Raw genomic sequence first — 13203 nt, forward strand, 5'->3', positions numbered from 1 at the left:
GCTGTGCGCGCGTAGCTCCCATGAAAGCGGGGACGCGCCGAACTTTGCCGTTGTACTTCGGAAAGGTTCTAATAAGCTAACCCAATGACGTCATTCAGAAACCAGATCGCAGCGCGTTAAGCGTTCGCCAAGCTCAGAAGAGGCCGCCGGGTCTTTGAGCCTGCGCGGACAGGGTAGGAATGAAACCGACCGATATCGCGGCCCCCGACTACTTTCACAAAGTGGTCGATTGCCAATGGGCCTGTCCTGCGCACACCCCGGTTCCCGAATATATCCGACTGATCGCACAAGGCCGCTACAGCGACGCCTATATGATCAATTGGAAATCGAACGTGTTTCCCGGAATTCTGGGACGCACCTGCGATCGTCCATGCGAGCCGGCGTGCCGCCGCGGACGCGTCGAGGAGACGCCGGTCGCGATCTGCCGGCTCAAGCGCGTCGCCGCCGATTTCAAGGACGACATCAGGCAGCGCCTGCCGCGCCCCTCGCCGAAGAACGGCAAGCGCGTTGCCTTCGTCGGTGGCGGCCCCGCCTCGCTGACGGTGGCGCGAGATCTGGCGCCGCTCGGCTATCACTGCACCGTGTTCGATGCCGATCCCGAAGCCGGCGGCATGATGCGCACGCAGATCCCGAAATTCCGCCTGCCCAATTCGGTGATCGACGAGGAGACCGGCTACATCCTGGGTCTCGGCGTCGACTTCAAGGGCGGCCACCGCATCGAGAGCATGAAGTCGCTGCTCGCGGAGAAATACGACGCGATCTTCGTCGGCTCCGGCGCACCGCGCGGCCGCGAGCTCGACATTCCCGGCCGCAAGGAAGCGGCGGGCAACATCCATATCGGTATCGAATGGCTGGCCAACGTGTCATTCGGCCATGTCGACAAGATCGGCAAGCGCGTGATCGTGCTCGGCGGCGGCAACACCGCGATGGATTGCTGCCGCACCGCGCGCCGCCTCGGCGGCGAGAAAGTCACGGTGATCGTGCGCTCCGGCTTCGAGGAGATGAAGGCCTCGCCGTGGGAGAAGGAGGACGCAATCCACGAGGATATTCCGATTCTCAATTACATGGTGCCGGTGGCATTCAAGCACGTCGCCGGCAAGCTCATCGGCGTCACCTTCCAGCACGTCAAAGCCGAATTTGACGCCAAGGGCCGCCGTAACCTCGTGCCTTCGGGCGACCCCGATCAGACCATTCCCTGCGACGACGTGCTGGTCGCGGTCGGCCAGGAGAACGCCTTCCCCTGGATCGAGCAGGATTGCGGCATCGAGTTCGACAAATGGCACATGCCCAAAGTCGATCCCAAGACATTCGCCTCGACCAATCCAAAGGTGTTCTTCGGCGGCGATGCTGCATTCGGCCCGAAGAACATCATCTGGGCGGTGGCGCACGGCCATGACGCCGCGCTGTCGATCCACAAGATGCTCTCGGGCGAGGACATTACCGAGCGTCCGCTGCCCGACGTGCATGTCTCATCGCAGAAGATGGGCATCCACGAATGGAGCTATGACAACGACATCTCGATCGACAAACGCTACAAGGTGCCGCATCGCGACAAGGTGATCGCGCTGAAGGACATCCGCGCCGAGGTCGAGCTCGGCTACGACGTCAAGCTGGCGTTGGGCGAAGCCGAGCGCTGCCTGAATTGTGACGTCCAGACCGTGTTCTCGACCTCGCTCTGCATCGAGTGCGATGCCTGCGCCGACATCTGCCCGATGGATTGCATCACATTCACCGGCAACGGCGAGGAAAGCGATTTGCGCCAGCGCCTGAAGGCACCCTCGCCGCATCCGGACCAGGACCTCTACGTCTCCTCGGATCTCAAAACCGGGCGCGTAATGGTGAAGGACGAGGACGTCTGCCTGCATTGCGGGCTGTGCGCCGAGCGTTGTCCCACCGGCGCCTGGGACATGCAAAAATATTTCATCGAGATGACCCACGCAGGTTCGACATGCCCGACAAAAAGCCGATCAGCAGCGTAAACGACTTCGTCGTCCGCTTCGCCAACGTCAACGGCTCGGGCTCGGCCAGCGCCAACGAGATGTTCGCGCGCGCGATCCTGCGGCACGGCGTCCCGGTGTCCCCACGCAACATCTTCCCCTCCAACATCCAGGGCCTGCCGACCTGGTACGAGGTGCGGGTGACCGAGGACGGCCATCTCGGCGCCCGCGGCGGCGTCGACATGATGGTGGCGATGAACCCGCAGACCTGGGACAAGGACGTGGCCGGCATCGAGCCCGGCGGCTATCTGTTCTACGATTCCACCAAGCCGATGCCGTCGACCAAATTCCGCGACGATATCACCGTAATCGGCGTGCCGCTCACCGCCATCACCAACTCGACCTACACCGATCCGCGCCAGCGCCAGCTGTTCAAGAACATCATCTACCTCGGCGCGCTCTCGGCGCTGCTCGACATGGACCCGAAGCTGATCGAGCAGCTGATCGGCGAGCAATACAAGGGCAAGGAAAAGCTGCTCTCCTCCAACGTCCATGCGCTGCATTTGGGGCGCGACTGGGCGCTGCAGAATTTGAAATGCCCGATTGGCCTCAGGGTGAAAAAGTCGGACAAGGTCGGCGACCGGATCTTCATCGAGGGCAACAGCGCCGCCGCGCTCGGCGCCGTCTATGGCGGCGCCACGGTATGCGCGTGGTATCCGATCACGCCGTCCTCCTCGGTGGCCGAAGCCTTCACCGCGCACTGCAAGAAATACCGGCACGATCCTGAGACCGGCAAGGCGAAATACGCCATCGTCCAGGGGGAGGACGAGCTGGCCTCGATCGGCATCGTCATCGGCGCGTCCTGGAACGGCGCCCGCGCCTTCACCGCGACGTCGGGCCCCGGCATCTCCCTGATGACCGAGTTCATCGGCCTCTCATACTTCGCCGAGATCCCGGCCGTGATCATGAACATCCAGCGCGCCGGCCCCTCGACGGGCATGCCGACCCGCACCCAGCAATGCGACATCATCGCCTGCGCCTATGCTTCGCACGGCGACACCAAGCATGTGCTGCTGTTCCCCGAGGATCCCGCCGAGGCCTTCGAATTCGCGGCCGCCGCGTTCGATCTCGCCGAGCGTATCCAGACCACGATCTTCCTGATGCTCGACCTCGATATCGGCATGAACCACCGGCTCTGCCGCCCGCTGAAATGGGACGACGCAAGGCAATACGACCGCGGCAAGGTGATGACCGAGGAGATGCTGGAAGAGGGGCGCGACTTCGGCCGCTATCTCGACGTCGACGGCGATGGCATCCCCTACCGCACCTATCCCGGCACGCACCCGACCAAGGGCTCCTATTTCACCCGCGGCACCTCGCGGGACCGCTATGCGCGCTACTCCGAGGAAGGCTCGGTCTACGCCGACAACATGCAGCGCCTGATGCGCAAGTTCGAGACCGCGCAGGACCTCGTGCCGCGACCGCTGCAGGCCAATGCGGAACGGCCGACCAAATACGGCGTGATCTATTTCGGCTCGACCTCGCCGGCAATGGACGAGGCGATCGGCCTTTTGGAAGCGCGCGGGCATCAGCTCGACCGCCTGCGCATCCGCGCCTTCCCGTTCCATTCGAGCGTGGCGAGCTTCCTCGCCGAGCACGATTTCGTCTACGTCGTCGAGCAGAACCGCGACAGCCAGCTCCGCCAGCTGATCGTCAACGAGAACGGCATCGACCCGGTGCGCCTCGTGCCGATCGTGCACTATGACGGCTCGCCGATCACCGCCCGTTTCATCGCAAAAGCCATTGGCGACCACCAGGATCACCTCAAGGTGACCCCGCTCCGCAAGGCCGTGTCATGACCGACGCGTTGCTCTCTCCATCGTCATGCCCGGACTTGATCCGGGCATCCACGCCTTTCTTCTTCCCGGCCAAGACGTGGATGGCCGGGACAAGCCCGGCCATGACGGGCTTGGGATCGCAGGTGCTCTCATGACCTACATCGCAAAGCCGAAATTCCATCATCCCGGCCTCAAGAAGAACGAGCTCGGCTACACGCATCGCGACTACGAGGGCAAGATCTCGACGCTGTGCGCCGGCTGCGGTCACGATTCGATCACGGCTTCGATCATCGAGGCCTGCTACGAGCTCTCGATCGAGCCGCACCGGGTGGCGAAGATCTCCGGGATCGGCTGCTCGTCGAAGACGCCGGACTATTTCCTCGGCAATTCGCACGGCTTCAACTCCGTGCACGGCCGCATGCCATCCGTGCTCACCGGCGCCAACCTCGCCAACCGCGATCTGATCTATCTCGGCGTCTCCGGCGACGGCGATTCCGCCTCGATCGGGTTCGGCCAGTTCGCACACTCGATCCGGCGCGGCGTCAACATGACCTACATCGTCGAGAACAACGGCGTCTACGGGCTGACCAAGGGCCAGTTCTCGGCCACCGCCGACCGCGGCTCGAAGTCCAAGAAGGGCGTCACCAACACCGACAACGCCATCGACCTCGTTGCGATCGCGCTGCAGCTGGGCGCCACCTTCGTCGCGCGCAGCTTTTCCGGCGACAAGACCCAGCTGGTGCCGCTGATCGCCGCCGCGATCCGCCACAAGGGCGCGTCCTTCATCGACGTCATCAGCCCCTGCATCGCCTTCAACAACCACGCCGGCTCGACCAAGAGCTTTGATTATGTCCGCGAGCACAACGACGCCGTGAACCGGCTCGACGTGCTGGTCGGCCGCGACCCCATCGCGGTGGACTATGCGCCGGGCACGGTGCAAATGGTCGAGCAGCATGACGGTAGCAAGATCGCGCTGCGCAAGATCGACGCCGACTACGATCCGCATGACCGGCTGGGCGCCCAGACCTTCCTCGCGCGGCACGCCGCCAAGGGGCAGATCGTCACCGGTCTCCTTTACGTCGACCCCGACGCCGAAGATCTGCACGAGCATCTCAACACGGTCGAGACGCCGCTCAACACGCTGGAAGCGGACACGCTGTGCCCGGGTTCGGCCGTGCTGGACAAGATCAACGCCAGCCTGCGGTGATCATTTGCTCCGGGCCGCAGCCGGCGACCTGACGCGTATGGTGATCTTCTCCGACACGACCGGCGGTTCGAACGGATAGTGCTTGGCGTCGCCGAGCACCAGCTGCAGGGTGTGAGTGCCCGGCGCAAGGTCCAGCATGGTCTCGGTCTGCCCTGCGCCGAAATGCAGGTGCGACTTGTCCTGCGGGATCGGCTCCTTGGGATCGATGGGATCGTTGACGTCGACCAGCAGATGATGATGACCGGCATTCTGGTAATCGTCGCCGGCATGCGTCACGCCCATGTTGCGCAGCCCGAACCGGACCCAGAATCCACCGCGAACCTTCTGCCCATCGTGCGGCGTAATGAAATAGAGCTTTGCGTCCTTTGGCGCGGTCTTTCCCTGCGAGTAGGCTGCGCCCGGGTGCACTGCGATCGCCGTCGCCAATGCGACACAATGAATGATCTTCATCAAATCCACTCCAGCACTTACGGACCGAGCGCGACGCGGAATCCATGCGTGGGATAACGGACATTGGTGTCGTAACCATCGCGATTGGATGGCCTCACATATCTCGCATCGTTCTTCCACGAGCCCGAGCGCAGGACGTGCGAGCTGCAGTCCCCGCCACTCCATGCCGAGCCGTCGGTGGGCGCGCCCTGATAGGTCTTGTGCCAGCAGTCCTCGACCCATTGATCGATACCGCCACCCATGTCGTGGAGGCCGAACGGGTTCGGCTTGAAGCTGCCGACCTTCGCCGGCTGCTCGGCCGCGAGGTCACCGCAATCCTTGCATCCGGCCATGCCTGGCTGGAGCTTGTCGCCCCACCAATATTTGCTCTGCGTGCCGCCGCGCGCGGCGTATTCCCATTCGGCTTCGCTCGGAAGCCGGTAGGGCTTCTTGGTCGCCTGCGCCAGATACCCCGCATATTGCTGCGCGTCGGTCCAGCTCACATTGCTGATCGGCGCATCGTCTTTGCCGGTAGCGGTGAAGCTGCACGCCTTTGCGGCCGCGCATTCGTTCCATTCCTGCACGGTCACCGGATATTTGCCGATCGAGAACGGCTTGACCGTGACCTGGTGGACAGGACGTTCGGTCGGATCGTCATTGCTTCCCATCGCAAAGCTGCCGCCGCGAATGGCGATCATCTCGGGTTCGCGGGGCGGCGTGGCCGATGGGCTGGGCGGCGCGACCGACGGGCTGGGCGCCGGTGCCGGAGACGACGCCAATGACGGAGATGGTTGCGGCGTTTGCGTCGCCGCTTCGCGCGGCGGAGCCAGCGGGCTCGGGGAAGCGACCGGGGATGCGGCCGGCGTGGCGGCCTGCTCGCCCACTCTACCCCGCGGCTGCGCCAGCAGATACCACAGCGCGCCGGTCGCAATCACCAGCAGCGTGATGCCAAGGAGAAAGATCAGAGTATTCTCGCGCCGTCCTCGCGTCCTTCCGACGGCATCTGCGTCCGGCAGCACGCGATAGACGCGCACCGGATCCGTGATGTTCTTGACCTTGCGGTCCCCGAGCGACTCATAGCCGCACACCACCTTGTGCTTGATCTGCTCGTAGATCGCGCCCGAGATATAGACGTGACCGGGCTCGGCGATACCCTCGATACGTGTGGCGATGTTGACTCCGTCGCCATAGACATCGTCCGGCTCCACGATCACGTCACCGAGATTAACGCCGATCCGGTATTCGAGCCGGGAGTGCTTCGGAAGCGAGGCATTGCGGCCGATTAGGTTCTGCTGGATGACGATGCTGCAGCGAACGGCCTCGACAGGACTGTCGAAGATCGCGATGAAGCCATCGCCCGTCGTCTTCACCAGCGCCCCGTGATGTTCGACGATGCTGGGCTGGATGAGATCACGCTCGATCCGCTTGACGCGGACATGCGTGCCCTCCTCGTCGGCCTGCATCATGCGGCTGTAGGAGGCGATGTCACCGACGATGATGGCTGCGAGACGACGAGGCATTGAGCCGTGCGGAGGCGGCTCATCCTGACTTCCGGGTCTGAAGTTGCGAATTTCGCCCATTGCGGGGGGACTCCACAAACCTACAAAGGCAGCCCCAGCTTACGACCGCTAAAGGCGATCGTCTGTGAAGGCTATCACATTGATGAAATGGAGCAATGTCGAACGACTCGCAGGGATCGAGTTCCGGACGGCGAAGGCGTCGCATCGGTTGAACCTTCCTCGCCCTCCCGGTGACTAACGCCGTGCCTGGAACTATCCATCCCACTCCGCGCTGCGATGATCATGCGCGACTTGCGCGCGTTGAACGCGTCGCACCTGGGCCGCGTCTAAAGCCTACAGCTCAGCTATTGCGCTCGAGGCCATCATGAAGCTCTCTCTCCTGACTGCCCTCGCCGTTGCCGCACTCATCAGCGCGGCCCACGCGGATGAGGCTGACGACATCCGCGAAGCCAGCAAGGCCGAGGCCGAGACCTTCAACACGCGGATGTATGCGGGCACCCCCGGCAACAAGGCCTATGCCTGCTTCGTCCGCCGCTACGATGCGGAGCATCTGGCGCGGCATCCGAAACAGAAGGTCGCTTCGATGAAGCTGCTGATCTCAGCCGAGTTGGACAAGGAAGACAGGGAGCTGCACAATTCCTTCCGCCTGGGCTTCAGGTACCGCCATCGCTCCGGCGATTTCGACTCCAGCGGTTCTTGTAACCACGCCGTATTCACCAAGGACGGCAACGAGGTTCGCCTCGGTTGCGGTGTCGATTGCGAGGGCGGTGGCATCGGCGTTGCACTGTCCAAAGACGACAGATCGGCGATCGTGCGGCTCGAACGGGTCCGCGTCTGGCAGAACAACAAGCCGGATGACGAGGCCGAGCAGTCGCTGGTCGGCGGTGCCGACGACCGGATTTTCCGCCTCGACCGCACCGACAACAGCGAGTGCGCTTCGCTGGTGACCGACCGCAAGGAACTCGCAGCGCTCCGCCACAAATGATGATATGTCCCCGGCGAATTCAGTCCAGTCGAGGGAGATCGCCATGAACCGGCGGAACATCGTGTGGAGCGCTATCTCGGCCCTGGGCGCAGCATTCGGTGCCTCCAGCGCGAAAGCCGCGACGGAAGCGGGCGCGGGTAACAAGCTCAAAGTGGTCTACCATCTCAGCGATGCCGAGAAGGTCAATTTCGTGCTGGGCAACATCCAGAACCACATCGACGGCGTCGGCGGTCCTGATCACGTCACGATCGCGCTGGTGATCCACGGGCCGGCGCTGAAGGCATTCCACTCGGCGCAGGCCAACCCCGACATCAGCAAGCGCGTGGGCGAATTCTCCAAGGATGGCGTCGAGCTCGCCGCGTGCGGCAACACGATGAAGGCGCAGAACGTGACGCTCACCGAGCTGCTGCCGGGCTTCGTGAGCGCGGAAAAGGGCGGCGTGGTTCGTTTGGCTGAGCTGCAGTCGCAGGGGTATCTGTATCTGCGGCCCTAGGGCATTGCGGTTGCCACGAGAAAGGTGCGCCCCTTCCCCCCGCTTGCGGGGGAGGGTTGGGGAGAGGGTGTCTCCGCAATGAAGAACCCCCAGAGGAGAGAACCCTCACCCGACGCTTCGCGTCGACCTCTCCCGCAAGCGAGAGAGGTAAGTCGCGCCCGCGGATGCCTTCCGCTTCAAAGCTCCCGCCGCCGCCATCATGCTTGACTTACCCATAACCCAACGGTTATGAGTTAAACCATAACTTCCCGGTTATGGATTCCCATGTCCCTCGCCCCCGACCTCCTGTTCCGGACGCTCGCCGACCCCACAAGGCGGGCGATCTTCGAGCGGCTGTGCCGCGAGGGGGAGCAGACGGTCGGGGCCCTGACCGTGAGATCCGGCGTTTCCCAGCCGGCAGTCTCAAAACATCTCGGCGCGTTGAAGCTGGCCGGCCTGGTGCGCGACCGCCATGAGGGACGGCAGACCCATTACAGCGCGCAGCCCGGCGCACTCGATCCGCTGCTCGACTGGACCAGCCAGATGACCGGATTCTGGCAGAGGCGGCTCGACGCACTCAACGATCTCCTGAAGAGGATGGACCAATGACCGAAGCCTCAAGCGAAACGCGCTCCGTCGTGATCGAGCGCGAATTCGCCTTCCCGGCCGAGCGGCTCTGGCGCGCGCTGACGCAACCGCATCTGATCGAGGAATGGCTGATGAAGAACGACTTCAAGCCGTCAGTCGGTCATCGCTTCAATCTTCGCGGCGAATGGGGCGGCGTGCTGGACTGCGAGGTGCTCACCATCGAGCCGCAGAAGACGCTCGCCTACACCTGGAATTTCTCGCATGAGGACGCCGCGTTCGACCTCAAGAGCGTCGTCACCTTCACGCTGACTCCGACCGGCGCGGGTACGCACTTACGCGTCGAGCAGGCGGGCTTCAGCCCGACGCAGAAGCAGGCTTACGGCGGCGCGCATGCCGGCTGGAAGCAGTTCCTTGCCAAGCTGGACGAGGTGCTGGCGCGGGGAGAATAGCTCCGGCCGGCCATATCCATTCCAATCATCTCTAGAAGGAGACCCCAGTGAGCACAGACATGCGGATTCGTCAGATCCATCGCTGGCTGTCGATGGCTTTCACGCTTGCCGTCATCGCCAACATCGTCGCCATGACCATGCAGCTCCAGGCCGTCTGGATCGGCTTCCTGGCGCTGGTCCCGCTGATCCCGCTGCTGGCGACCGGGCTCTATCTGTTCGCGCTGCCCTATCTCGGCCGCCGCGGCAACGCGTGACACGAGGCGAGACGATGAAGAAGGCAGTAGCGGCGAAGAAGACCAGCACGAAAGACGCGACTGGGCCGTCACCCGCCAAGCTGATCGACGGCAGGATCAAGGAGCTCGGCGACTGGCGCGGCGAAATGCTGGCGCGGGTCCGCGGCCTGATCAAGCAGGCGGATCCCGAGGTCGTCGAGGAATGGAAGTGGCGCGGCGTTCCCGTCTGGGAGCACGACGGCATCATCTGCACCGGCGAGACCTACAAGGAAGTGGTGAAGATGACCTTTGCCAAGGGCGCCGCGCTGGACGACCCGGCCGGCCTGTTCAATTCCAGCCTCGAGGGCAATGTCCGGCGCACGATCGACATTCGCGAGGGCGAGAAGATCAACGAGAAGGCGTTGAAGGCACTGATCCGCGCGGCGGTGGAGTTGAATATGAGCAAGGTGAAGAAGCCGGCGAAGCGCTAAGGGGTAGCGAGTTCAAAGCGAGTTCGGAGCCTCTCTCCGTTCCCTCCCCCCTTGTGGGGGAGGGGCAGGGAGGGGGGTGCGACACGGGGATTCTTTCCGTCGCGCGATCACACTCGGTGCATCATCAACAACCAGCACCTTTTGCTGGGTACCCCTCTCCCTAACCCTCCCCCACAAGGGGGGAGGGAACGCACCTCCGCCGGTGCGCTAGTTGAGGGTAACCCATCAGACGTCCGGCACAGTCAGCCGCCTCAAGCCACCGCCGCCGGGATCGGGCGCGGGCTGACGACGTATTCGCGCATGACCTTGTCGTTGGCATCGACCTCGATCAGCGCGACGTCGTAGGTCCAGAGATCGGCCAGGTGCTGCAGCACCCGCTTGGCATCGGTCTCGTTGAGCTGCGAGCCCTTGATGACGTGGTGGTGCAGGATCAGCCGGCGGTCGCCGGAGAGATCGACGTCGACGACCTCGATATTGGCGTCGATGAAGCCGACATCGTGCTGCCGCGCCAGCTCGCGGCGGACGCGGCGGAAGCCGCGCTCGTCGTGGATGGCATCGACCCGGATGCCGGCACGCTCCTCGGGATCGTCGTGCAGATGGAACATGCGAAAGTGCCGCATCAGCTTCGGGCTCAGGAACTGGGCGATGAAGCTTTCATCGCGGTAGTTGGCCCAGACGTCGCGCAGCACGCCCATCACGTCGCCCTTGCCGGCGATGTCGGGGAACCATTCGCGGTCCTCGTCCTCCGGTTTGGTGACGATGCGCTCGATGTCCTGCATCACGGCAAAGCCGAGCGCATAGGGGTTGAATCCGGAGAAGCGCGGGTCGTCGAATTCGGGCTGGAACACCACGTTGGTGTGGGATCCCAGGAATTCCAGGAAATTGCCGTCGGTGATGCGGCCCTGCTCGTGCAGCTTGGTCATGATGCGATAGTGGACGTAGGTGGCCGTCCCCTCGTTCATCACCTTGGTCTGGCTCTGCGGATAGAAATATTGCGCGATGTGGCGGACGATGCGCAGCAGCTCGCGTTGCCACGGCGCCAGCCGCGGCGCACTCTTCTCCAGGAAGTAGAGCAGGTTTTCCTGCGGCAGGCCGAGCAGCTTGCGGCGGCGCTCGATGCTGAGCGCGGACCGGCTCTTGGCCGCGCCCTTGGGGACTGTGCGCCAGAGGTCGTTGAAGACCTCCTCCTCGTGCTGGCGGCGCCGCCCTGCCCGCTTCTCCTCGGCGCGCAAGTCCAGCTTCTTCTTGCCGGGATAGCGGTCGATGCCGTGCGACATCAGCGCATGCGCGGCATCGAGCGTGCGCTCGACCTCGACGCGGCCGTAGCGCTCCTCGCATTGCATGACATACGTCTTGGCGAAGTCGAGATAATCCAGGATGCCGTCGGCGTCGGTCCACTGCTTGAACAGGTAGTTGTTCTTGAAGAAGTGGTTGTGGCCGAAAGCGGCGTGCGCGATCACGAGGGTCTGCATCGTCGCCGTGTTCTCCTCCATCAGATAGGAGATGCAGGGCGAGGAGTTGATCACGATCTCATAGGCGAGCCCCATCAGGCCCTTGCGATAGGATGCCTCATGGAAAGCGAATTGCTTGCCGAACGACCAGTGCTTGTAGAACAGCGGCATGCCGACGGAGGAGTAGGCATCCAGCATCTGCTCGGCGGTGATGACCTCGATCTGGTTCGGGTAGACGTCGAGCCCGAGATCTTTCGTCGCCACCATCTCGCAGGCATCGGTGATGCGCTGCAAGGTGTGGAAATCCCAATCCGCGCCTTCGAACAATCGTTCCGTCATGGAGCGGCTTTCTCCTGGGCAGTTTCGCGGCGCTGGAACAGATCGTGGAACACCGGAAAGATCTCGCTGCGCTCGCTGACCTTGCGCATCGAGAGCGGTGCGCCGCCGTTGCGCAGGCGCTCGTAAAGGGTCCAGAGCGAGGAGTCGGAGAGATCGAAGGCGCTGCCGCCGGATTCCCCGACCTCGAGATAGGCGAAGAACTGACAGACCGGCAGGATCTTGTCGGTCAGCAGGAGCCCTGTGAGCTCGCCGTCGGAATAGGAATTGTCGCCGTCGGAGGCCTGCGCGGCGTAGATGTTCCAGTCCGACGGGTTGAAGCGCTCGCGCACGATCTCGTGCATCGCCTGCAGCGCGCTCGAGACCAGCGTGCCGCCCGAGGCCGGGCCATAGAAGAAGGTCTGCTCGTCCACCTCCTCGGCGCGGTCGGTGTGACGGATGAAGACGATCTCGACGTGCTTGTAGCGGCGCTTCAGGAACACGTAGAGCAGCATGTAGAAGCGCTTGGCGAGATCCTTCATGTGCTCGGACATCGAGCCCGACACGTCCATCAGGCAGAACATCACCGCCTGCGCCACCGGCTTCGGCACCGTCTCGAAGCGGCGGTAGCGGATGTCGAGCGGATCGATGAAGGGAATCCGCTTGGACTTCGCCTTCAGCTTCTCGAGCTGGGCGAGAAGCTCCACGCGCTCGTCCTCGTCCGTACACGCGGCGAGCGCGGCTTCCAGTTCCTCGATCTCCTCCTTGCGGGGACGCTTGAGCGCGATGCGGCGGGCGAGCGCCAGCTTCACCGTCCGGCTCACCGAGATGTTGGCGGGCGAGCCCGACGTGGTGTAGCCGGCGCGCTGGATGCCCTCGCTCTCGGTCTGCGCGATCTTGCGCTTGGCGAGATCCGGCAGTTCGAGATCGTCGAGGAAGAGATCGACGAACTCGTCGCGGGAGAGCACGAAGCGGAAGGCGTCCTCGCTGTCGCCTTCGCCCGGGCCGGAATTCTTGGCACTGCCCTGGCCGGAGCGCTGCAGATAGTCGCCCTCGATGAACTTCTTGTTCCCGGGCAGCACCATGTCGCGCGTTCCACCTTCGCGGCGGAAGCGCGGCTCGTGCATGCCGTCGAGCGGGATCGTGACCTCACCACCCTCCAGGACGTCCTTGATGTCGCGTTCCTGCGAGGTCTTCTTGACGGCGCCCTGCACCAGGGATTTGGCCCGACGCAAGAACCGCTGGCGGTTCTCAAGACTCTTGCCGCCTGGATTCAGGCGCCTGTCAATAATGTGAATGGGCACTTTAC

At 63.5% G+C, this 13203-nt stretch carries 13 protein-coding genes; 9 read left to right on the forward strand and 4 right to left on the reverse strand.

Annotated elements, in window-relative coordinates:
- Positions 1 to 179: 179 nt before the first annotated feature.
- The 3 genes from XI03_RS35075 to XI03_RS35085 all read left to right on the forward strand — a co-directional run bounded on the left by XI03_RS35075 (position 180) and on the right by XI03_RS35085 (position 4982).
- Positions 180 to 1979 carry an FAD-dependent oxidoreductase gene (locus tag XI03_RS35075; RefSeq protein WP_152102462.1) on the forward strand — a complete coding sequence of 600 codons (1800 nt, stop codon included), beginning with the start codon at positions 180 to 182 and terminating at the stop codon, positions 1977 to 1979.
- The gene (locus tag XI03_RS35080) at positions 1949 to 3796 is read left to right on the forward strand and encodes a 2-oxoacid:acceptor oxidoreductase subunit alpha (RefSeq protein ID WP_028145653.1); all 1848 of its coding nucleotides are present in this window, start codon (positions 1949 to 1951) and stop codon (positions 3794 to 3796) included. Before XI03_RS35075 ends, XI03_RS35080 begins: the two co-directional genes overlap by 31 nt.
- Before the next feature lie 130 nt (positions 3797 to 3926).
- The gene (locus XI03_RS35085) at positions 3927 to 4982 is read left to right on the forward strand and encodes a 2-oxoacid:ferredoxin oxidoreductase subunit beta (RefSeq protein ID WP_018318541.1); all 1056 of its coding nucleotides are present in this window, start codon (positions 3927 to 3929) and stop codon (positions 4980 to 4982) included.
- Here the strand turns inward: XI03_RS35085 and XI03_RS35090 are convergent, their stop codons facing one another.
- Together XI03_RS35090 and XI03_RS35095 are read right to left on the reverse strand one after the other, a co-directional pair.
- Positions 4983 to 5432: a DUF4399 domain-containing protein gene (locus XI03_RS35090; RefSeq protein WP_028145654.1), complete on the reverse strand. Its 450-nt coding sequence runs from the start codon at positions 5430 to 5432 to the stop codon at positions 4983 to 4985. It lies immediately after the preceding gene.
- Positions 5433 to 5449: 17 nt separating this feature from the next.
- Positions 5450 to 6991, reverse strand: a complete 1542-nt coding sequence (locus XI03_RS35095) for an SUMF1/EgtB/PvdO family nonheme iron enzyme (RefSeq protein WP_028145655.1) — start codon at positions 6989 to 6991, stop codon at positions 5450 to 5452.
- Between the two features lie 304 nt (positions 6992 to 7295).
- Between XI03_RS35095 and XI03_RS35100 the strand changes: the two genes are divergently transcribed.
- The 6 genes from XI03_RS35100 to XI03_RS35125 all read left to right on the forward strand — a co-directional run bounded on the left by XI03_RS35100 (position 7296) and on the right by XI03_RS35125 (position 10128).
- Positions 7296 to 7916, forward strand: a complete 621-nt coding sequence (locus tag XI03_RS35100) for a hypothetical protein (protein ID WP_028145656.1) — start codon at positions 7296 to 7298, stop codon at positions 7914 to 7916.
- Positions 7917 to 7959: 43 nt separating this feature from the next.
- Positions 7960 to 8409, forward strand: coding sequence for a DsrE family protein (locus XI03_RS35105; RefSeq protein WP_095426003.1), 450 nt, complete (start codon positions 7960 to 7962; stop codon positions 8407 to 8409).
- A gap of 264 nt (positions 8410 to 8673) precedes the next feature.
- Positions 8674 to 8997: an ArsR/SmtB family transcription factor gene (locus XI03_RS35110; protein WP_271594648.1), complete on the forward strand. Its 324-nt coding sequence runs from the start codon at positions 8674 to 8676 to the stop codon at positions 8995 to 8997.
- Positions 8994 to 9425 (forward strand): SRPBCC family protein, encoded by a 432-nt coding sequence (locus XI03_RS35115; RefSeq protein WP_028145659.1) that lies wholly within the window; start codon positions 8994 to 8996, stop codon positions 9423 to 9425. The genes XI03_RS35110 and XI03_RS35115 overlap by 4 nt, the downstream gene beginning before the upstream one ends.
- A 59-nt stretch (positions 9426 to 9484) precedes the next feature.
- The gene (locus XI03_RS35120; RefSeq protein ID WP_085967818.1) at positions 9485 to 9679 is read left to right on the forward strand and encodes a hypothetical protein; all 195 of its coding nucleotides are present in this window, start codon (positions 9485 to 9487) and stop codon (positions 9677 to 9679) included.
- Between the two features lie 14 nt (positions 9680 to 9693).
- Positions 9694 to 10128 (forward strand): DUF1801 domain-containing protein, encoded by a 435-nt coding sequence (locus XI03_RS35125; protein ID WP_271594649.1) that lies wholly within the window; start codon positions 9694 to 9696, stop codon positions 10126 to 10128.
- 251 nt (positions 10129 to 10379) lie between these two features.
- On the opposite strand, the gene XI03_RS35130 is transcribed toward XI03_RS35125, so the two are convergent.
- Positions 10380 to 11918 carry a SpoVR family protein gene (locus XI03_RS35130; protein ID WP_028145662.1) on the reverse strand — a complete coding sequence of 513 codons (1539 nt, stop codon included), beginning with the start codon at positions 11916 to 11918 and terminating at the stop codon, positions 10380 to 10382.
- On the reverse strand, positions 11915 to 13192 hold the full coding sequence (locus XI03_RS35135) for a YeaH/YhbH family protein (protein ID WP_028145663.1): 1278 nt from the start codon (positions 13190 to 13192) through the stop codon (positions 11915 to 11917). Before XI03_RS35135 ends, XI03_RS35130 begins: the two co-directional genes overlap by 4 nt.
- Positions 13193 to 13203 lie beyond the last annotated feature (11 nt).

This window comes from Bradyrhizobium sp. CCBAU 65884, from assembly GCF_028128835.1.
Lineage (GTDB): Bacteria > Pseudomonadota > Alphaproteobacteria > Rhizobiales > Xanthobacteraceae > Bradyrhizobium > Bradyrhizobium ottawaense.